General features: G+C 52.3%; 24 protein-coding genes, 3 pseudogenes and 1 other annotated feature. Of the genes and pseudogenes, 16 read left to right on the top strand and 11 right to left on the bottom strand.

The window, feature by feature from the left end; genetic code table 11:
• Window positions 1-23: 23 nt before the first annotated feature.
• The 6 genes and pseudogenes from QCD60_RS19445 (at window position 24) to QCD60_RS19420 (ending at window position 4,815) form a co-directional block, all read left to right on the top strand.
• Window positions 24-485: a TIGR03757 family integrating conjugative element protein gene (locus QCD60_RS19445; RefSeq protein WP_279781164.1), complete on the top strand. Its 462-nt coding sequence runs from the start codon at window positions 24-26 to the stop codon at window positions 483-485.
• Between the two features lie 83 nt (window positions 486-568).
• A pseudogene (locus QCD60_RS19440) lies at window positions 569-1,472 on the top strand (TIGR03756 family integrating conjugative element protein).
• Window positions 1,473-1,512: 40 nt separating this feature from the next.
• Entirely contained in the window at window positions 1,513-2,625 is a 1,113-nt protein-coding gene (locus QCD60_RS19435; RefSeq protein WP_279787836.1) for an integrating conjugative element protein, read from the top strand.
• Window positions 2,577-2,891 carry a hypothetical protein gene (locus tag QCD60_RS19430; RefSeq protein WP_279787835.1) on the top strand — a complete coding sequence of 105 codons (315 nt, stop codon included), beginning with the start codon at window positions 2,577-2,579 and terminating at the stop codon, window positions 2,889-2,891. The genes QCD60_RS19435 and QCD60_RS19430 overlap by 49 nt, the downstream gene beginning before the upstream one ends.
• 5 nt (window positions 2,892-2,896) lie before the next feature.
• Window positions 2,897-3,268, top strand: a complete 372-nt coding sequence (locus QCD60_RS19425; protein WP_279781168.1) for a hypothetical protein — start codon at window positions 2,897-2,899, stop codon at window positions 3,266-3,268.
• The gene (locus tag QCD60_RS19420; RefSeq protein ID WP_279781170.1) at window positions 3,265-4,815 is read left to right on the top strand and encodes a conjugal transfer protein TraG N-terminal domain-containing protein; all 1,551 of its coding nucleotides are present in this window, start codon (window positions 3,265-3,267) and stop codon (window positions 4,813-4,815) included. The genes QCD60_RS19425 and QCD60_RS19420 overlap by 4 nt, the downstream gene beginning before the upstream one ends.
• A 91-nt stretch (window positions 4,816-4,906) precedes the next feature.
• Here the strand turns inward: QCD60_RS19420 and QCD60_RS19415 are convergent, their stop codons facing one another.
• A complete protein-coding gene (locus tag QCD60_RS19415) occupies window positions 4,907-5,170 on the bottom strand; it encodes a hypothetical protein (RefSeq protein WP_279781172.1) in 264 nt (87 codons plus the stop codon).
• Between QCD60_RS19415 and QCD60_RS19410 the strand changes: the two genes are divergently transcribed.
• The gene (locus tag QCD60_RS19410) at window positions 5,169-5,735 is read left to right on the top strand and encodes a hypothetical protein (RefSeq protein WP_279781174.1); all 567 of its coding nucleotides are present in this window, start codon (window positions 5,169-5,171) and stop codon (window positions 5,733-5,735) included. The two genes, QCD60_RS19415 and QCD60_RS19410, sit on opposite strands and share 2 nt — an antisense overlap.
• 377 nt (window positions 5,736-6,112) lie before the next feature.
• Here QCD60_RS19410 and QCD60_RS19405 read toward each other — a convergent pair whose 3' ends face one another.
• Complete coding sequence (locus tag QCD60_RS19405) at window positions 6,113-6,730, bottom strand: recombinase family protein (RefSeq protein WP_279781177.1); 618 nt, start codon at window positions 6,728-6,730, stop codon at window positions 6,113-6,115.
• A 393-nt stretch (window positions 6,731-7,123) separates the two neighbouring features.
• Window positions 7,124-8,055, bottom strand: a pseudogene (locus tag QCD60_RS19400) (IS5 family transposase).
• A gap of 107 nt (window positions 8,056-8,162) precedes the next feature.
• Here QCD60_RS19400 and QCD60_RS19395 point away from each other — a divergent pair.
• From QCD60_RS19395 to QCD60_RS19385, 3 genes are all read left to right on the top strand, one after another.
• Entirely contained in the window at window positions 8,163-8,360 is a 198-nt protein-coding gene (locus QCD60_RS19395) for a conjugal transfer protein TrbL (protein WP_279787856.1), read from the top strand.
• Window positions 8,361-8,380: 20 nt separating this feature from the next.
• Window positions 8,381-8,635, top strand: coding sequence for a hypothetical protein (locus tag QCD60_RS19390; RefSeq protein WP_279781179.1), 255 nt, complete (start codon window positions 8,381-8,383; stop codon window positions 8,633-8,635).
• A gap of 74 nt (window positions 8,636-8,709) precedes the next feature.
• Window positions 8,710-9,642: an IS5 family transposase gene (locus QCD60_RS19385; RefSeq protein ID WP_279781181.1), complete on the top strand. Its 933-nt coding sequence runs from the start codon at window positions 8,710-8,712 to the stop codon at window positions 9,640-9,642.
• Between the two features lie 253 nt (window positions 9,643-9,895).
• On the opposite strand, the gene QCD60_RS19380 is transcribed toward QCD60_RS19385, so the two are convergent.
• From QCD60_RS19380 to QCD60_RS19360, 5 genes are all read right to left on the bottom strand, one after another.
• Window positions 9,896-10,213, bottom strand: a complete 318-nt coding sequence (locus tag QCD60_RS19380; RefSeq protein ID WP_279781183.1) for a multidrug efflux SMR transporter — start codon at window positions 10,211-10,213, stop codon at window positions 9,896-9,898.
• Window positions 10,214-10,303: 90 nt separating this feature from the next.
• A complete protein-coding gene (locus QCD60_RS19375; protein WP_279781185.1) occupies window positions 10,304-10,930 on the bottom strand; it encodes a LysE family translocator in 627 nt (208 codons plus the stop codon).
• 58 nt (window positions 10,931-10,988) lie between these two features.
• Window positions 10,989-11,882: a dihydrodipicolinate synthase family protein gene (locus tag QCD60_RS19370; RefSeq protein WP_279781187.1), complete on the bottom strand. Its 894-nt coding sequence runs from the start codon at window positions 11,880-11,882 to the stop codon at window positions 10,989-10,991.
• A gap of 58 nt (window positions 11,883-11,940) precedes the next feature.
• Entirely contained in the window at window positions 11,941-12,567 is a 627-nt protein-coding gene (locus tag QCD60_RS19365) for a LysE/ArgO family amino acid transporter (RefSeq protein WP_279781189.1), read from the bottom strand.
• Window position 12,568: 1 nt separating this feature from the next.
• Window positions 12,569-13,273 carry a B3/4 domain-containing protein gene (locus QCD60_RS19360; RefSeq protein WP_279781191.1) on the bottom strand — a complete coding sequence of 235 codons (705 nt, stop codon included), beginning with the start codon at window positions 13,271-13,273 and terminating at the stop codon, window positions 12,569-12,571.
• Window positions 13,274-13,315: 42 nt separating this feature from the next.
• On the opposite strand from QCD60_RS19360, the gene QCD60_RS19355 reads away from it, so the two are divergent.
• Complete coding sequence (locus tag QCD60_RS19355; protein ID WP_279781193.1) at window positions 13,316-13,918, top strand: helix-turn-helix transcriptional regulator; 603 nt, start codon at window positions 13,316-13,318, stop codon at window positions 13,916-13,918.
• Window positions 13,919-13,994: 76 nt separating this feature from the next.
• On the opposite strand, the pseudogene QCD60_RS19350 reads toward QCD60_RS19355, so the two are convergent.
• Window positions 13,995-15,210: pseudogene (locus tag QCD60_RS19350) on the bottom strand (IS3 family transposase).
• Window positions 14,820-14,936 (bottom strand) — a sequence feature (AL1L pseudoknot). It overlaps the preceding pseudogene by 117 nt.
• 384 nt (window positions 15,211-15,594) lie before the next feature.
• On the opposite strand from QCD60_RS19350, the gene QCD60_RS19345 reads away from it, so the two are divergent.
• From QCD60_RS19345 to QCD60_RS19325, 5 genes are all read left to right on the top strand, one after another.
• The gene (locus QCD60_RS19345) at window positions 15,595-15,891 is read left to right on the top strand and encodes a hypothetical protein (RefSeq protein ID WP_279781195.1); all 297 of its coding nucleotides are present in this window, start codon (window positions 15,595-15,597) and stop codon (window positions 15,889-15,891) included.
• 371 nt (window positions 15,892-16,262) lie between these two features.
• The gene (locus QCD60_RS19340) at window positions 16,263-16,664 is read left to right on the top strand and encodes an LPD29 domain-containing protein (protein WP_279781197.1); all 402 of its coding nucleotides are present in this window, start codon (window positions 16,263-16,265) and stop codon (window positions 16,662-16,664) included.
• Between the two features lie 101 nt (window positions 16,665-16,765).
• The gene (locus QCD60_RS19335) at window positions 16,766-17,194 is read left to right on the top strand and encodes an antirestriction protein (RefSeq protein WP_279781199.1); all 429 of its coding nucleotides are present in this window, start codon (window positions 16,766-16,768) and stop codon (window positions 17,192-17,194) included.
• Between the two features lie 82 nt (window positions 17,195-17,276).
• A complete protein-coding gene (locus QCD60_RS19330) occupies window positions 17,277-18,215 on the top strand; it encodes an N-6 DNA methylase (protein WP_279781201.1) in 939 nt (312 codons plus the stop codon).
• A 12-nt stretch (window positions 18,216-18,227) separates the two neighbouring features.
• Window positions 18,228-18,563 (top strand): hypothetical protein, encoded by a 336-nt coding sequence (locus QCD60_RS19325; RefSeq protein WP_279781203.1) that lies wholly within the window; start codon window positions 18,228-18,230, stop codon window positions 18,561-18,563.
• 85 nt (window positions 18,564-18,648) lie between these two features.
• Here the strand turns inward: QCD60_RS19325 and QCD60_RS19320 are convergent, their stop codons facing one another.
• Both QCD60_RS19320 and QCD60_RS19315 read right to left on the bottom strand, forming a co-directional pair.
• Window positions 18,649-19,044, bottom strand: a complete 396-nt coding sequence (locus tag QCD60_RS19320; protein WP_279781206.1) for a hypothetical protein — start codon at window positions 19,042-19,044, stop codon at window positions 18,649-18,651.
• Complete coding sequence (locus QCD60_RS19315; protein ID WP_279781207.1) at window positions 19,041-19,739, bottom strand: polymorphic toxin type 44 domain-containing protein; 699 nt, start codon at window positions 19,737-19,739, stop codon at window positions 19,041-19,043. The genes QCD60_RS19320 and QCD60_RS19315 overlap by 4 nt, the downstream gene beginning before the upstream one ends.
• Window positions 19,740-19,970 lie beyond the last annotated feature (231 nt).

Below are 19,970 nucleotides of genomic sequence, written 5' to 3'. Positions count from 1 at the left end.
TTTCAGTCTTCAAGGGGTCAGGTATGTTTCCCATCCATCTTCGCAAAACAGCAGCATGGGCCGGTGGTGTGCTGGCCATCGTCAGTGCAGCGGTTTGGGCCGCTGCGCCCTCACCATCTGCTCCCCCCTCCATTGAGGTTTTCACCGTCCATGCACAGCCCGTCACGGTGCCGCCGACACTCATGGCACAGACTCGCGTGGCTTATCTGGACGAACCCGCGCGGCTGGAACAGTCGTTTTCCGCGAACCTGCCGCAGCCCCCTGAACAGGCCGCTGCAGTGGTGCAGCAGCGATTAGCAGGCCCTGCCGGCCAGCAATTCCAGCAGCAGCTGCAGGCAGCGTATGCCGGTGTCGTGCGCGCCCATGAACTGAAGGTGCTGAAAGTGCCTGCCGTGGTGGTGGGTGGGCGTTATGTCGTCTATGGCCAGACCGATGTGGCTGCCGCAGTAGCTCAGATCCAGCAGCGCACCGGGGGTGGCCAATGACGGTGCCCGATACCTTGCCCGTGGTGGCCTCTTCCCCCCGCGCCATCCCGGTACCGCTGTCATGGAAAAAGCGGCTGCGCAGCATGGCGATGTCGTTCTGCCTAGTGACCACACCGACTTTTGCCATTACCACTGCCACCATCACCCAGTCAGCCATGGCGCCGGATTGTGTGGAGTACCGGGTAGTCGGTGTCTGTTACTGGCTGTTCTGCACCTGGTGGGGCTGCACAGTGCGGACCTCAGTTAAGGTTAGGCACTACGTGCCGGATCTGGTGGTCTCGGCGTACAACAACCCAGGGGATAACCCCTGGTCTGAGATGTCGTTTGTTGGTGTCCCGCTCCCAGGAGCGGAAGGTGGTGGGGATACCCATGGCCGGCATGCCAATGAACACAGCAAGGTGCGCTTCAAGAGTGCAGATGCCATCGGTCATCCGGGCGGCTATATCGCCTCTAATCTGGCCTCTCAGTCAGGCTATGCCTGTTCAACCAGTGCCACTCCTGTTTACCCCTACTTCGTCTCCACCCTGGATACCCTGGCCTGGCGTTGGGGTGTGCCTGAGTCTGTTTACCCTGAAGCGCTGATCCCCGGACAGCGTGAAGTCGGCCAGACGGGCGATATGTGGGGCAGCGTCTATCCGCGTGCCGGCGCATTGATCCAGACCCACGATTACAAAGCAGGGGCTGTCGTGGCCCAGCGCGTAGGCGATCTGGTCACCCGCTCCGGGCAGATGCACGTCTATACCCCGCTGACGGCCTCCAGTCGCGATGGCTACTTGGCCACCCGGCCCGATCACCGAAGGGGATAAGAAAACCCACAAGTGGCAGCAGCTGTCTCCTAAGCTGGAGTACACCTGCGCGATTTTCCCATCTGACACCTACTCCGACCGACTGAGTGAGAACGGCGGCTATGTCTGGTCGCTGTGGCGCCCCTATAGCTGCTGTCAGCGGCGAGGGCAAACCTTCCTGGGTTACACGGATTTCATGTGAGGGAGCAGCAATGAACGTAAGGATAAAGAGGGCTGGTGCAGTGAAGGCAGTAAAAACCGTGACCCTGGCCGTCGGCCTGACGGGTGCAGTGATGGGCAGTGGTTTGGCTGGTGCAGACACCGACTACGGGTTTGATGTGCATGACAAAGTGCTCAATGACTCGGTGTATTACGCCATTGGCGGCGGCAATGTGATTGCAGGCCCAGCAAGCCGGAAGACGCCCAACTCCATTGGCTTGGGGGTCGGCTGGAATGCCAACCTCATGTGCGGCAATTTTGATCTCGGAGCAACGGTACAGAACCAATTGAACGGCGTTACTAACGGCTTCAAGTCGTTGATGAGTAACGTGATTAATGCCGCGACTGGCGCCGTGGCTTCACTGCCGGCCATGATCATTCAGCGCAGCAATCCACAGCTCTATGACCTGCTGCAGAATGGCGTACTGCAAGGCAAACTGTCCTTCGACTCTGCCAAGCTCACCTGCGAGAGCATGGCCTCCGATATGACCGATGTGGTCATGGGGTCTCGATTGGCCCAGCAAGCCAAGGCCGATGCCTACCAGCGGGCAGCAGCCTCCACAACCGATGCCGTACAGGCCAAGGAGCAGGCCGAGAGTAAAGGCGGCGATGAGGGCATTCAGTGGGTAGGCGGTGCCCGTAAAGGTGGTAAGGGCCAGGATCCCATTAAAGTCATCCGTGATACGGCAGTGGCCGGTGCCAACGTATTGACCAACCGTACCGTCACCGACACGGGCACCTTCTCCCATGCGACAGGGAGTGAATCCTGTGCCGGTGGCTCGATGTGTCAGGTCTGGAGCTCTCCTGCCGAACTGGCTGACGACATGGTGAAGGTGCTGGGTGAGAAAACCCTGACCACCTGCACCACCTGCGAACAAGTGGCGGGTAAAGCCGGTACGGGGCTGATTCCGATGGTCGCCGAGGCCCAGGACTCCATTGCCACCACCCTGGCAGGCCTCGCCAGTGGCTCGCTCAAGGTGACCAATGACAACCTGGCCAAAGTGTCCGGGGCGAACTGTTGCAGGTCTCACGCTCCATCATCGACAGCTTACGGGATGACCCTGAACGCTCCCTGCTGGTACAGCGGTTGTCCGGTGAGTTGGCACTGTCGCGGGTACTGGACAAAGCCATCCTGATGCGCCGTGCCCTCGTCGCCGGTGCCAGTATTCCTGAAGTGCAGAACTCCGATGAGCTACAAACCGCTGTAGATAGCAGCCTGGATCAGCTGGACCGGGAAATCGGCTCCCTCAAACAGGAAATGGAGATCCGCAAAATGCTGGCCGAGAACACCGCACTCACCTCACTGACCCGTACTGCTGACCGTCGTACCAGCAATGAAGGTACCAATGCACGTCCCTTACCTAATACCGCACCCGGTCTGTACCCGAAGGATGAGGAATGATGGATATGAAACTCTGGCATAACCCTCAGATGTTGCAGCTGGCTCAGCGTGGACTGACATTGACCAGGAAGCTGCTGATCGCAGTGGCCATCCTGGTAGCGTGCATTGCCACCCTGCTGGTACTGGCTCGCTTTAGCATGAACCACACCGAACAACTGGAGCACTTTAGTCAGTGGTGGAGCCGGCTCAGCCCCTGGCTGTATCTGTGGCGTATACCGCTGTATGGGGGCTTCTACTGGATGTGGCGTACCAGCCATCACTACATGGCAGAGCGTCATGGCGCGGCCAAGGTGCGCCGTTTTGGCTGGCGTGCCGTCAGCATAATCGCCGCCGTTGAAGTGATCCGCCTGATTCAGATCGTAGGAGGTGCGGCATGATCATGGCCGTGGACTCGCACCTGGAATACTCCATGGTGCTGCTGGGCTGGTATATCAGCGAAAAAATATGGGCCGTGCTCTCTGACTCCGGGGTGTTTGCGATCCCGTTGATGTTTATGGTCTACAGCAACTTTGCAGAAATGCGTCGTCAGGGTGCCGATGAGGGTAACAAGGGCGCACTGGGGCTGAACAACCTTGAGATCGATCTGTATCAGGCGCTCATCGTGATCCTGATTGCACTGCAGCCCTTCATTAACGTTAATCTCAAGGTCGTCTATCCCCCTAACGCAGACAACCTGCATTCGGCACAATGCTCCATGAGTGATCAGGGCAAACCTGCAGGCGGTGAAAATGCCTGGACGACAGGCTTTGCCAGCGTCAACGGTATGACGCCTCAAGTGCCTTTCTGGTGGTGGAGCTGGCATGTCGTGGCCAAGATGATCACCTACCCCGCGATTGCCTCGATCCCCTGTGAGATCAACCTCCGGCAAGTGAAGTACGAACTGAATCAGGAATATATCTCTGGAGGCCTGGCTGCAGAACTGGGTGACTTTGCGCGGGACTGCTTTGCCGTATCCAAGTCACGCCTGACAAACCTGAAGCGTGCGGACTATTACAAGTTCAACGAAGAGCAGCTGCGTGACGTGGACTGGGTTGGCTCGAACTACTTTCTGACTACGCCGGGCTACTACGACACCCATCATGCCAGTCTGCCTAACCCCAACTTTCCGTATGATGCGGCAAGGGACGTGGCCCTGCCCAATACCGGGGCCGGTGGCTATCCCACCTGTAAACAGTGGTGGAGTGATAGCAAAGTCGGTCTGGCCGCGCGCGCGAAAGCGGAGCTGACAGACGATCTGCTGGAACAGCTCTTCGCGATCGGTGTCTCCGATGAAGACTTGCTGCGTACCCTGATGTCCTCCACCACGATGGAGCGGCCAGGGCGTGCCTTCAGAAGCTATGGCTATTCTGAGTCGGAAGGGGGAAGCGTTGTAGGGGCGCCCGTCGCAGCCCTGAAAACCGCCACGGCAGCGGTGGGTATGGGTGTTGCGACTGCCACCGTCATGCCTGCTATGTATCTGGTGCAAACGTCATTGCCCATGGTACAGAGCATGCTGATGATGGCCCTGATCATCTCGATGCCCATCGTCATGGTCATGGGTAGCTATAGCTTTGCCACGCTGATGTCGATCACCCTCGCCTACTGCGCGCTGGTCTTTATGACCTTCTGGTGGGAGCTGGCCCGGTTCGTGGACAACAAACTGGTGGAGATCCTCTACAGCAGCCCCAGTGACGGTTCCCTGTTGGGTTACCTGGCTGATGACTTTGACAACTGGGTCAGTGACTTTGTGACGGTCACCATGTTTCTGGTATGGCCAGCGTTCTTCCTGGCTGCGATGGGTTGGGCTGGATATAAGATGGCATTGATTTCTGATGGTATGGGATCAGGAACTAAGTCGGCAGGGGATGCGGGAAAAGGGGCTGCTCAGTTCTTCCAGCAGATAACTGGAAAAGGAAAATCGAAGGGAGACAAGGGGCAGGCATAAGCAGTTACGAACTACGAACTACGAACTACGAACTACGAACTACGAACTACTATCAGGATGGTACTACTTGGCAGTGCCATTCTGCGTGGTTCTAGTCGATTTTCTGGCTACCACTGTAGTACCCATCACCCTCTGGACCATGACGATAGCCTGTTCTGTGCAGGCTATCATCGCTTTCCTCACTACTGGTGCCCACGGCCATAAATTGAACAAACCCCGCCGTGAGTACCCCCACAGTAATCGCAAACACCCTATAGATCAGTAGCATCAATTGTTTGGCCAGCAGTATCTGGAAACGCCGATCTTTTAGACGTTGCAGAAAGCCGGCCTTGGTGGCTGAGGTGTGGGCGGGCATGGGACTCTCCTTGTACGCCTGTGGTGGGGGTAAGTTGAATACAAAATGTACGGGATGTAAAGTTTCGGCCTTTGCTGATTCCTTTCTTGGGTTTTCGGGGGCTGTATTGAACAACTTTGCAACATTAGTTGATGCTCTGATCACGTCAGAGATGCATGAAGCTCCGCAGCATGAGAAGTTACTGCTTGTATGTGATACTCCTGAATACCTGCTCACTCATGCAGGTTTTCCTGCCTTACCTGTGGCAGTCAAAAGCAGCATTATAAGCAAGATATGCTTTGATCATGGTATCCCCACACGTATGATCCAGCAGCTTCCAACCATTATACAAAACGCTCCAATGGCCCTATTCAAACCTGCCAAGCAGACATTGATCGATAGCGTTGTCGTTGTGACTTTTGAGATAAAAAGCGGCGCTCCTGTCATCATCCCTATCAGGCAAAACCAGCAGGTTGGTCGTAATCAGTATTACAACTTAGTCACGTCAATGTATGGCAAAGAGGGTCCTGATCCAGTCCAGAAATGGGAAGCAGAAGGTCTTCTGATTTGGAAGAGCCAACCATAGGCACACAGGGCAGCTTTATCTTTGAGTGCTTTGACCAAATTTGACCACAAAACAAAACAACGATATATTGTTTGTGTGAAGGTCACTCACACCACGCAATTAGAGCGGAAATGTCATACCTTCCAAGTTTTGAAAAAAGCCCACATAATTGTGGGCTTTTTTCATTATTAGGCTACAGAGTGTGTTTGAGCCTCCCCGCTCTTTAAATCCAGATGAGGCCCGCGTAGCACCCCCCATGGTCAGCCTGTAAAGGGCAAGTAGTGGGAAGGTTAGGCAGCGGCTAGCCCTTCAACATTTGATGTTGTCGTAGTACTTGGAGCTTATAGCTCCACCTTTTTTCATTTATGGGTAGTACACCCTATGTCGTTCAAGCGCTCTCAAGCTCCACCTGATAGATCTTGCCCCATGTTGTGATACTCCAACTGCTTTGCCCTGATCCGCATGATCGACTGCCGGGTAGTCCCAAAATTTCGTGCCACCTGAGCGACAGACACTCCTGCCGCTAAGCGGTCAATGACTTTGACCTGATCTTCGTCACTCAATGCCGGTGGGCGCCCTAGCCTCTTCCCTTCGGCACGCGCTCTTGCCAGACCTGCCTGAGTGCGCTCTATCAGCAAATCTCGCTCAAACTCCGCGACCGCATTCATCACCATCATCGTCATCCGGCCTGCAGGGCTGGTCAGATCCGCACCTCCCAATGCCAGGCAATGAACATGGATACCATCTTCTGCCAGAAGTTCTATGGTGGCCCGAACATCCATGGCATTGCGACCCAGCCTATCCAGCTTGGTCACGATCAATATATCTCCGGGCTCCAGGCGATCCAGCAGTCTGGCAAACTGCGGACGCTCAAGCGCTGCTACACTGCCGCTGATGTGCTCTGTTACGATCCGCCGTTGATTTACAGCAAAGCCCGCCGCAACAACTTCTTGTATCTGGTTATCAGTATGTTGGTCAGCAGTGCTGACACGGGCATAGACGAAAATGCGGGACATACGTGCACCTACATGTACGAAATCAGTGTTCGTATCATACGGCGTGTACAAAATAGGGAAAGGCTAATTTTAGGACAGGGTGTTTGAGAGGGGTCCGAAAACGATCCTTTTTATACACTTATCTTGCTCGCGAGCTAGAGCTGTATTACATCGAGCTATAAATTCTGATTCTGATATTGGAGAGCGCTCTCACCAAACGGTGCCGAAGAAAAATGAAATGACATGCTCAAGAAAGTGAAAGCTCACGCCTAACCATGAATAGCCTCGAAAGAGACGATATGCCTTCTAATTGGATAGCTCGAAATCGACAACCATGATAAAGGTTTCTTTCATCAGCAGGGCTTTGTTGCATAAATAGATGTCAGCATATAAGACCCCTTACCCCAGATGATCTTATGGTATGCGCACCGTCATCGGTGTCCCGAGCCGCGTAAAGCGATTCAATATTGCCGCCCGCACCTGAAGCTCGGCGACCTGCCGGTCAAAGTCCCTTGCCATCACGCGTTCACCCAGTCGCTTGAAACAGTGCATTTTGGTTTCCACCAGACTACGCCGATGATAACCGCTCCACTTCTTCCAGAGCGTCCGGCCCAGCCGGCGGGTACCCCGCAGAATCTCATTCCTGGCAGAAGCCCCCGGGCGATTTTCCTTCCACGGCTTCGCATTCTGGCGGGTGGGTATCACCGCCTCTGCCTCTCGCCGGGCTATCGCCTCATGACAGCCTCGCGTGTCGTAGGCACCATCTCCGCTGACAGACGCTATCTTCTCCTCCACTGGTATCTGACTCAGCAACCCGGGCAGCATCGGCGCGTCCCCCACCGCATTGTCGGTCACTTCAATAGCCCGGATTTCCAGCGTGTGCGCATCGATGCCCAGATGCACCTTGCGCCATTGGCGGCGGTAGTCCGCACCGTGCTTTTTGGTTTTCCATTCCCCTTCGCCCAGCATCTTGATACCGGTGCTGTCGATCAACAGATGCAGTCCGGTCGTGGCTGGGTGGCAAGGAATCACGACCTGCAGCGACTTCTGGCGCCGACAAACGGTGCTGTAGTCGGGGGTTGGCCAATCCAGCCCTGCCAGTTTAAGCAGGCTTTGTACCATGCCCACCGCCTGGCGCAGGGCCAGGTGTAGAGGCATTTAATGGTCAGGCAGAACTGAATGGCGGCATCGCTGAAGGTGGGCGTACGTCCTCGCTTCCCGCACGCAGAACCGTACCAGTTCATGTCACGGTCGAGCCAGATCATCAGCGATCCACGCGCTTTGAGCGCGGCGTTGTAGGACTTCCAATTGATGGTCTTGTACTGAGGTGAGGCCGGTTTATTCATGCCGTCATTCTACAGCATGGGACTCAACATGATTTGTGCAACAAAGCCTTGACGAGGCTTCCCCTGCATTTGACAACGATAGCTTAGGCGGTGGCGGCACTGGCTGGATGAATCAAACCGGCGGCTTTGATGGTCTATCCATTGAGGACCAGGAAGAAGCCCGTCAAGCACACGCAGAATGGCAAGAGCGCGACCCGGAAAATCACACCTTCGACGTTGAGGACTACGTTTCGTATGCCCAAGAACGCCAGCAGGAGCGCAACGAAGAGGTTGCCAGTTTTGTTAAAAAAGGTCGCATGGCCTAACTAAGTAAGGATTACTGATTATGGAGTTTAACTTTCCACCTCAAAACCTTGCAGAGGTATTTGGTTTCTTCGCAGTGATGTTCATTGTGATAGTGGCCTCCTATTTTTTGGGCCAGTGGCTGCACAAAACCGGGCACGGCCCGAAGATGAAAGCCATTGCCGACAAAATGGAGGTATTCCAAAACAAGCTGGCCGGGCGTGCTTATAAGGACATGACGAGATCGGTCGAGCGAATCGACAAAATGAGGTATTGGCCGTTTGGCCGACGCAAGTAGTTAGAAAGCACACGGGCCGGTGATGGGGCTTTGTTGCACAAATCATGTTGAGTCCCATGCTGTAGAATGACGGCATGAATAAACCGGCCTCACCTCAGTACAAGACCATCAATTGGAAGTCCTACAACGCCGCGCTCAAAGCGCGTGGATCGCTGATGATCTGGCTCGACCGTGACATGAACTGGTACGGTTCTGCGTGCGGGAAGCGAGGACGTACGCCCACCTTCAGCGATGCAGCCATTCAGTTCTGCCTGACCATTAAATGCCTCTACAACCTGGCCCTGCGCCAGGCGGTGGGCATGGTACAAAGCCTGCTTAAACTGGCAGGGCTGGATTGGCCAACCCCCGACTACAGCACCGTCTGTCGGCGCCAGAAGTCGCTGCAGGTCGTGATTCCTTGCTGCCCAGCCACGACCGGACTGCATCTGTTGATCGACAGCACCGGTATCAAGATGCTGGGCGAAGGGGAATGGAAAACCAAAAAGCACGGTGCGGACTACCGCCGCCAATGGCGCAAGGTGCATCTGGGCATCGATGCGCACACGCTGGAAATCCGGGCTATTGAGGTGACCGACAATGCGGTGGGGGACGCACCGATGCTGCCCGGGTTGCTGAGTCAGATACCGGTGGAGGAGAAGATAGCGTCTGTCAGTGGAGATGGTGCCTACGACACGCGAGGCTGTCATGAGGCGATAGCCCGGCGAGAGGCAGAGGCGGTGATACCCACCCGCCAGAATGCGAAGCCGTGGAAGGAAAATCGCCCGGGGGCCTCTGCCAGGAATGAGATTCTGCGGGCCACCCGCCGGCTGGGCCGGACGCTCTGGAAGAAGTGGAGCGGTTATCATCGGCGTAGTCTGGTGGAAACCAAAATGCACTGTTTCAAGCGGCTGGGTGAACGCGTGATGGCAAGGGATTTTGACCGGCAGGTCGCCGAGCTTCAGGTGCGGGCGGCAATATTGAATCGCTTTACGCGGCTCGGGACACCGATGACGGTGCGCATACCATAAGATCATCTGGGGTAAGGGGTCTTATATGCTGACATCTATTTATGCAACAAAGCCCGGTGATGGTGTACCGGCCCGCGTTTTCACATACATCAAACCGATTATGGTGAAGCTGTAACTTGTTTCTGGGACATATCTGTTTCAGTGATTTTGCTAAATTAGTAAGTCATGAATAACTTATAGTATGGAAAAGTCAGTTAACCCAGAACCCGATGTTGATTACAAAGGTCGATTTTGCTGCATGAATTGATGGTACCTAGAGACTTGATAGTTTCATTAAAATAAGCCCCATAATAATCAGTACGGCTGCGATAACTCTCAAAACGTTAACAGGTTCAGCTAGCCACAAAACTCCAACAAGGAATGCACCGACAGAACCAATCCCTGTCCAAATTGTATACGCCGTTCCAAGAGGTATAGAGCGCATAGCAATCGCTAGTAACCAAAAACTTGCCATCATTGCAAAAATAGTTATGAGCGATGGAATAAGTCGAGTGAAACCGTAAGATTGCTTCATTGTGTAAGCCCAGACAATTTCAAGTAATCCAGCAATGAGAAGATAGAACCAAGGCATAGCCCCTCCAAGTAATAACAGGGCTAGGTCGTCCCAGCAGATCACTCCCAAAACGGGGGAAGTCGTCTTCCAATACAGGTATGTTAAGAACTACCTAACAATATCACCCGTCAAAATTTTCATTCCAGCAAAACCAAAAAAAGCAGCAAACGTACATTCAAACATGACTTTCGATTTTAGATAGATATTTCTCGCTCTATGGTTAGAGAAAAGAACAGCGTAACCAAGAAAGACACTGGAACTCAACATTCCAACAGACAATATCACTGTCACCAAATCAGAAACCTGCGCAGTTGCAGGAACACCGATGGAGTACAGAGAGGCGAAATACAATATGGCTTTGGGATTAGTCAGGTGAATAAGTAAACCTTTGAAATAAATATTGGTCAGCGTTGTTGAATGACTTTGAACTAATGTCAATGTAGATTTTCCGACGGCAGAACGTAAAGATTTCAACGACAAATAAATCAAATAAGCAGCGCCACAATACCGTATGACTTCAAATATCCAAACATTTGAACTGAGCAGTGCCGCCAAACCAAACGCTGCACTACAAGACCAAAACAGCGAACCAGTGAGCACGCCACAAGCTAGACCTAAGCCGTAAATTCGACCATGACTCATTGATGCACTAGCAATAGCTAATGTCGCAGGCCCAGGACTCGCTATCGCAGCTAATGCTGCCACTAAGATTAGAGGGTAATTAATAGCATCCATTGCAATCATCCTTAACTGTATCTTTGTGAGTTACAAACCAAAAAAAACCACCCTAACATCATGATAATTCTAAACTATTAAGCAATAGTGCTAATTCTTTCCTTTCCTTTCCTTCTAATGCCCTAAGTGGCAACGGCAAACAGGGAGGCTTAACTAAGTTTTGAATCTCAGCCGCAGCAGCTACAACACGAAGACTTCCTCCATTACGATGGAATAGTTCCCACATCGGAGCTAAGCGGTTTGACAGGCGCAACGTTTCTTGAGTATCTCCTTTCTGTGCTGCTGTTGTAAACGATTGAGCTACTTCAGGGTATAAGCCACCAATGACTGAATACCAAACGTCACATCCTGCGTTCAATCCGGTAGCAGCACAAGCATCACCACTAATACCTATGGATACATGATCGGGAATTAAAGCACGGAGGCGGTTTACTCGATCTAAAGCGGCTTGAGGTTCCATCGGCACACCTGGGATTTTTATTGACCTGACATTGGGTAACTGAGCGATACGCCCGTGCAGTTCATCACTGAAATTAAAATGTGTAGTGCCAGGATTATCATAGACGCACAGAGGAACGGATAGATTAGAAGTGACAACTTCATACAACTTATACACTTCATTTTCTTTCAACTGCTGGTATGACATTGGCGCTAATAACACTGCACTTGCTCCTGCCGCTTGAGCGTCTTCGGCATTTAGGAGTACATCTCTTAGGTTTAAAGCACTAATACCAACCATGACAGGTATGTTTTCTGCGTGTTGAACCGCAATCTGCGCGACTCTTTTTCGTTCTTCTCTTGTGAGGTACGCATAGTTACCAGTCGACCCCAATACCCCAATAGAATCCACCTCAGCATTAACCAAGCGCTGAATAAGACCTATAAAAGCTTTTTCATCAACAGAATCATCGTACATTGGTGTTAAGGGAAATGCAGATAGCCCAACAAACATGAAATTCACCTTCTAAAATAGAATTAACTTATTGAAAAAATGGCGTTATAACGACGTTCTATATGTATTGGCTTAGCAGAGGTGTTACCAGCTTTAATGCAATACCAAACATGATGCATGAAATCGCAGAATCTAACATTCGCCATGTTCTTGGCTTACTAAAGAGTGGGATCAACTTGTTAGCCAAATACACCAAGCCATAGAACCATATCCCTGATGCAACCAGCGCCCCGATAACAAACAATAGTTTTTCATCAGGTTCCATTTGAGCAGTCACACCACCAAGGATCACCACCGTATCCAGATAGACATGTGGATTTAAAAAAGTGATAGCCATCGCCATCAAAACGACTTTTAACCAACTCTGGGCAATGTCCGAATTCTCCAACTCTAGGTGACTTGAACCTTTCCACGCTGATTTTGCAGATTGGTAGCCATACCAGAAAAGAAATACTACGCCGCCAAGAGTCAAAAGGTCTTTCCATAATGGTGCTTTATAGAGAAGTGTCCCTATACCAAGTACACCAGTACTGATGAGAAGAATGTCACCAAGAAAACAGACAGTGGCAACGGACAGTGCGTATTGCTTTTTTAATCCGCACTTTAATAGAAACGCATTTTGGCTACCGATTGCGACAATCAAACTTCCAGAAACAACGGCACCCGTTAACAAAGTATTTATCACATCAAACCTCAATGGATTTTGAAGCAAACACCAACGATTGCTCTATCACTGACTCAGGCATGATCACTTGCAAGTGTTTGATCATTTCGTCCCCTGCTTCTCGCAAGCTTTCTAGTGGCATTTCTGGCAAGCTTTCTAGAATAAACCACATGTTACGTGTGTCGGGTTCAATTCGAGTTCTAACACCTTGTCTCCAGTTCCAACGACGACAAGTTACGCCGATATCATCGCGCCAAATAACTTCCCCAACGTCAGGGTTTTCAATTGAAGCCTCACCATTTTTAATGGTGTCAAAAGATTCAGTACCATCTGCAATAGTGAGTGTTGGTGTTCCTTGATAGCTATCCATGTCTTCACCACCAACAGGTATGGCGTATCGAATACTGATGGCATTATAAATGTCTACAATAGGGTCAATACTTGACATTGTTCCATCTTTTAATACTCGTTTTCTAAGCGCTGCGGCAGAGCAAGGCGTTCGATTAGGTTTCGAACCAAATTGACGAAAAACGTCTCCCCACGCATTGATGTGAGACTCAGCCCAACAAAAATCGCTTTCCAAGATAGATGCACAAGCTTCCTTTAAAACGTCCTTTGCATACGTAACGTCTTGAACTTCAGTTCCTTTAACTGTGATACTTAATGCTTTAAATTCAGGCGCAATATTAGAAATGCGACTGTCAATTGACGGTAGTAGTGTAACCATTAGATAATTCCTCTCATGACTCATTTGCTACAAGATACATTTATGACCGAAAAAGTCAATATAATGACCGATAGTGGTTCTAATGCCCAGACTGTCAACCAAGCCGTTGCTGCCAGAATCAAAGAGCACCGCAAACATCTCAAGCTTTCACTCGATGTATTGGCGAAAAAAGCAGGGATCAGTAAAGGGATGCTAGTTGAAATCGAAAAAGGCTCTGCTAATCCAAGTATTGCTATTCTGTGTAAATTATCCGCTGCGCTTGGTATTTCAGTAGCCGATATTGTCAATGTGGCTAGTAACCCAACCATCAATGTCATTTCTAAAGAAGATATTCCAACTCTGTGGGATGGAGAACATGGTGGTAGTGCTAAGTTATTGGTAGGAACGACTGGCCCCAACATGATAGAACTTTGGCGTTGGGTAATGAAACCATCCGAACATTTTGAATCCCCCGGTCATCCACCCGGTACATTTGAACTATTCCATGTTGAGTCTGGAATACTCACTTTGAATATTGATGGTCAAACAGTAGAACTGCTTGAAGGTCAATCTGCTATAGCTAAAACGGATGTTCCTCACTCCTATTCGAATCAAGCTGACTCTGATTTGGTGTTTACCATGAGCGTTACTGAGTTACATAGATAGTAAGGACATCCCATTCCAATCGATTTAGGACTCAATGTGAACCACCCCGAGTTTTGCGGAGGCTGGTTGGTTTGAGTCAAGCCGCAATGGCCTGACTCCCGAGGTTGCGGTAGTAGTTTGCCTCAGCTTCTGCCGGTGGAATATAGCCAAGTGGCTCAAGCAGCCGCTGGTGATTGAACCACGACACCCAATTGAGGGTCGCCAGTTCCACCTCTTCCAGGCTGCGCCAGCGGCGCCGGTGGATCACTTCGGCCTTGTACAGACCGTTGATCGTCTCTGCCAGCGCGTTGTCGTAGCTGTCGCCCTTGCTGCCCACCGATGGCGCGACCCCCATCTCAGCCAGCCGCTCGCTGTAACGCAGCGACACATACTGCGAGCCCCGGTCGCTGTGGTGGATCAGCGCGTTCCGCTCTGGCCGTCGGGCGTATAGCGCCTGCTCCAGCGCATCCAGCACGAAGTCGGTGCTCATGCTGCGGCTCACGCGCCAGCCGACAATGAAACGCGAGAATACATCCACCACGAAGGCCACATACACGAACCCTTGCCAGGTCGAAACATAGGTGAAATCCGAGACCCATAGCTGGTTGGGGCGCTGGGCTACGAACTGCCGATTAACCCGATCCAGCGGGCAGGGCCTGCTTTCATCTCCATGGGGGGTTCGCACCGCCTTGCCCCGGCGTACGCCATGCAGTCCTAAACGCTTCATCAATCGCTCCACCGTACAGCGGGCCACGGCAACGCCCTGGCGCTTGAGCGCACGCCACACCTTGTCAGCACCGTAGACCTGCAGGTTCTCTTCCCAGACCCGCCGAATGTCGTGGCTGAGCGCCTCATCGCGCTTGTCTCGGCGGCTGCGCAGGTCCGGCTGACGTTGTCGTGCAACATGGCGCCGGTAAGCGGACGGGGCAATCTGCAGAACCTTGCAGAGCGGCTCGACCCCGAACCGCGCCCGCTGTTGGTCGATGAACGATCTTATGACTTGAAGCGGCGGTCGAGCTCCGCCTGGGCAAAAAACGCGCTGGCCAGACGCAGGATCTCGTTGGTTTTGCGCAGCTCCCGCACCTCGCGCTCCAACGACCTGATCCGCTCCTGCTCGCGAGTGGTCAATCACGCTGACCCGTATCACGCTCATACTGGCGCACCCAGTTACACAACGTCTGTGGGTTACAGCCTATCTTGCTGGCGATCGATACGATCGCAGCCCACTGAGACTCATGCTCACCGCGCTGCTCAAACATCATCCGTACCGCACGCTCACGGACTTCAGGGGAAAACTTGCTGTTCTTTTTCATGGCTCCATCTTCTCAAAAGTTGGAGCCTCCGCGAAAGCCGGGGCGGTTCAGTAATGCGCTTTGAGTGATCAGGTAGATCACTTCAATTTTGATGACTCACACAATACGGTACTTCAAAGTAACTGATATTCGTAAGGCTTGACGCCCATCCCTCCCCTCCCTGATCATTACTCCTGTGTATCAGTCTGTTGACTGAACCCCAGCCACTGCCGATCAGGTGGCACTGATCGCTGATCAGCTCGGCAAACCATGCGCGATGTGCCTCAGCTCCTGGCGAAGACACGCACTCAGTTACTGAGACTGGCACCGACTTCACTATATTTTTCACACCCCTGCGGGAGACATCCCCACGGGTGGTCTCCCGTTTTCAACTGGAGACCTTTTATGCACTTACAATTAAATATCGCTCTGTATGCAGCGCTGGTATCTGCCAACATTCCTGAAGATAAAGCTCAGGCTGTTGTTGATGCCTTGGAGAATGCGATGTCCGATAGCTTGGCTACCAAAAGCGATCTCCAGTTACTAGAGCAACGCCTCAACCACCGTGTTGACAGCATTGAGCAAAAACTGGAACACAAGATCGACAAATTGGGCCTGCAGCTAACAGTTCGCCTTGGCGGCCTGATGGTTGTAGGGATAGGCATCGTTCTGACCGCAATGCGCTACATGCTGATGCCATAGTTTCTCACCCCAAAGCGGCTAGCCCCGCTGGGTGGTCACCTGTCTGACGATGATGACATCTCATATCAGGAGGCCTTGCTGTTCTTCATTTCGGTGACAGTAGCGCTCGCTACAGATCGCCCATTCACTCTTCTACCCATGCGGGACACACTTCCGCTGGGGCGATGTGTCTCCCGCTCTTGGAGCCCCATCATGTACTCAACCTGCATCACCCTGGCTCAACCCGGTGTCATGATTAACGTGGCCTGAGAGTCAGTCATCGATGCTCGACGTATAGCCCGCCTGAACTATCAGGCCACTTCACCTCACCCACTCGGGGATACTGTCCCCGGTGGGTGGTGTCTCCGTGCAACCCTTTTCGGAGATCAACCATGAACGCAACGGACATCCTGGCCGCTAACAAGCGGTTCAGTGACGAAGTTAAACGGCTCAGCCAGGCGGCTGAATACCGGCACCTGCAACGAACAGGCGCAGGCGATGTCTACAGCACCAAGCTCGCGTCACGGAATATCCGTGCTTCACTGAAACACCGTTTTCCTGGCCATACGTTCTCTGTTCGGATGAATGGTTTCACCGAGATCATTGTGCGATGGGAAGGAGGTCCTACTCGGGATGAAGTGCATGAGACTATCAACGCCTTTCGGGCGGGTAGCTATGACACTCACCAGGATATGTATATCGAACACCGCACGCCCTGGCATCAGGTCTTCGGCTCGGTGAAACATATACACCTGTCACACTCACGCCCAGCTCGTACTGAGCCCGGCGTTTAACTCACGCTTATAGCCTGACACCAGGCACGCTTCTCAACCAGCCCGCATGGGGATACCTCCCCAGCGGGCGGTATCTCCGTGCTTATTTTATGGAGATCACCATGTCGACACTGACCTCAGAAAACCGCATCACCCGCACCCTTATTCAGCCAGACGATGTTGGCAGTACGCTCTCTCAGTATCTGGGAGGCAAGCCTGCCCATGCCATCCTCTTTGAGATGAACACCTTTCGTCAGCTTGATAGCTACGCCGACGCCTACCACGGTGGACAATGGCAGTTCTTCGCGCTGTCGAATCGAGGGGTCTACATGGCCCCGATAGGAGAGGGTCAACTGACGCTTGAAGTCCCTAGTAATCACTTTACTGGAAGCATGAGCTTTGATGCCGCCGGCATCGTCGCCTCGCTGTTTACGCTCAACATGTTGGCATGGAAAACAAATAACGACGACGTTGGTGAGAGTTTCTACAGACTCAGAGACTTTGCCTGTGCGCATGCCGAAGCAAGCAGCATTCTAAGAGCCATCGACTGACCTCTCTCAACTTCACTGGAATCCTCTTCTCACTCAGGCCCTTCGGGGCCTTTTTCTTTTTCCTCACCACAGAGACTCAATCATGACCCCATCCGAAAAAGTGACGGCGACAGTCCAGTCGGCGAGTACCCGTGAGTTCATCTCCCTCTTCAACCAGACTGCGCGCTACCATCACCGCTATAAAGTGTTTTCTGACTTCGTAACGGTGTCAGGTATCGCACTACACAACGCTGCGGCGTTTGATCAGGCGCTGGAGCAGCAATACCTCGACATCGTAAAGCAGTATGAGAAAGACGATGTGATGCGCTTCACCCAACTGTTCGCTGTACTCACCATGGAACTGGAGAGCCATCCCCGTGACGTGCTGGGAGAACTCTACATGAGCCTGGACATCTCATCAGGTCACCTGGGACAGTTTTTCACCCCGTTTTCGATGTCGAGAATGCTTGCCCGGCTTAACATCGGTAATAATGATGCGTTCGCCAATAATCTGTATGGCTTTGTCACTGTCAGTGATCCTGCCTGCGGTGCAGGGGGCATGATCATCGCTGTCGCAGAAGAACTGCGGAACGGAGGGCATGCACCCCAGCAACAGATGTGGGCACAGGGAATCGACATTGACCCGATTGCTGCATGGATGTGCTACATCCAGCTGACCCTCCTGCATATTCCAGCAGAGGTTATCATCGGCAACACGTTGTCGATGGCATTCAGTCGGCGTATGTACACCCTCGCCCACTACCTCGGCGATTGGAGCGCCAAACTACGGCGTAGAACTCAGGCAGAGGCCATGCGGAAACTGCTACAAGACGGGGCAGATCAGGATCAGAAGGTGGGTCACGTCATCACTGAACCAGCCACATCGCCAGTCGGTGAGGTCAATGCAGCCGATGAGGTCAGTACGGAAACGGAAGCAGTACGCTATACAGACCGTATCGCACCTCTGACCCAGCTTTCTCTGATTGAAAGTCCACGGGCAACCTATACCGTCACTACCAAGCCAACACCTGTCGCAGCATAAGGACATGCACTCATGAACACTGACGCAGAGAACTCTCTGAGCCAATTGATTGAGCAACTGGCTACCCAGGCAGTACAGAACATGGGAGACATCTTCTATGACCCTCATCCTGCCTATGGCGAAGGCACGGATCCAGCGGGCACTGCAAAGGCATCTATCCTGGATGCATTGCAGAAACTAGCCACTCATCTCAACCCGGATAAACCCGGTTGGGTCGTGGTTCGCTTCTCTCCCGATGAGATCCAGGGAGTAGATGCAGATCGTCTGCAGCAACGGCTAGTCGCCGATGGCTACGAGCACATACAGGATCTGCAACACGTGTGGAGCACGGATACACTGACAGACTAAACCAACCTGCCCGTTTAACTTCACCCTAATGCAGTAAGGCCCCAGTGGGGCCTTACTCATCTAAGACAAACACAAACCAGCAGAATCAGTCAAAGGAGCACGGTAACTGACAGGACTTCTCAGAAATCACCTTACCCTCCTGATCAATCTGGATATGGGTACGGAAAGCAGTGCCTGGAGGGTAGTAGCGTTGGCCACTCCAGTTATTATTTTCAGTGGAAGTAGGATAGCGATTCACAAACAGCACAATCTCGTTTTCTGAAGCATCTCCAGGATAGATACGAGCGGTTTGGCTTTCTCCAGGCTGAATATTCGCAAGTGTTACTTTATCAACCCCTGACAGAATTTCTGCCGTGGACAACGGTGCTGTTCCATCTGGAGCAATAAACTCGATCTCTACAAAGCATACTGGCCCTGATGGCAAGTAGTACCACCAGAGTGCGATCAGCAGAGTAGCTAGCACGCCTAACCAATGTTTCATGTCCGGTACTTCACTGAGCTATTGATGAGGCTGGTGACTATCGTAGCAGCCGATGGGCCGCCCGGGCTCTTTCGATAAAGATCGATACCTAACTGAATTGAGGTGCGGTCTCTGGGATCATCGAAGTCTCTTAACCTCCCTGTATCAGGGCCTTTCCGACCTGGCATGTTCAGCCTAAATAAGTCACTTCCAATCTGCTCCAGGCCTGCTCCATCCAACAACTGGGATTTGGTAAAACCGGATGCCGTACCGATAAAGCCATAGTGAATGTTAGACCAGATATCGTAGTAGTAGCGGCGGTTATGCCATGCATGATACTGCTGTGACTGCGGATCACGCGGATGAAAGCACCGACTAATCACCGGCTTATGATCCCAGCTACTATCCTGAGCCACCTTCATGGTCCAGATCATCATGGCGGCCTCTCGGGCCGTCAGCCCTTTGGCCTTGTCTTTACCCCGGTCCAGTAACTCCCCTAAACCCCAGTTTTTCATTTCACGGGCATGATTGAGAAAGTAGTCAGCGGAATGGTTCAGGTGTTTCATTGCCCGCACGTCAGGAGAACGCAAGTTAGTGCTGATCTCTCTGGCCATGTATTCGGCGATGGGGGTGAGTTCGTCAAGGTAGGGCTGACCGGCGGGATTGCTGGTCACTGCTGAGCCTGTGGGTGTGGGGCAAACGCTGGGATTGCTCATAGCACGTTCCTTGCTGAGGTGAAGCGGTACCAACATTCCTCACCAGTACCTGAAAGCGCAAAATCCTACCACGGACAACAGGCTACGCCACCTGCCCTATCAGCCAGTCTCTGCTGTTCCCAAACCTAGCCTGCTTGACCCATCACCACGATAGAATCATTCCAGTCAGCAAGGCTCCAGAGGGGCCTTGCTCTTTTTGGCTAACACCACTACCGCATACATTTCATCGTA

The sequence above is a fragment of the Pokkaliibacter sp. MBI-7 genome (assembly GCF_029846635.1).
Lineage (GTDB): Bacteria > Pseudomonadota > Gammaproteobacteria > Pseudomonadales > Balneatricaceae > Pokkaliibacter.
This window is presented reverse-complemented; position numbering and strand designations above follow the sequence as displayed.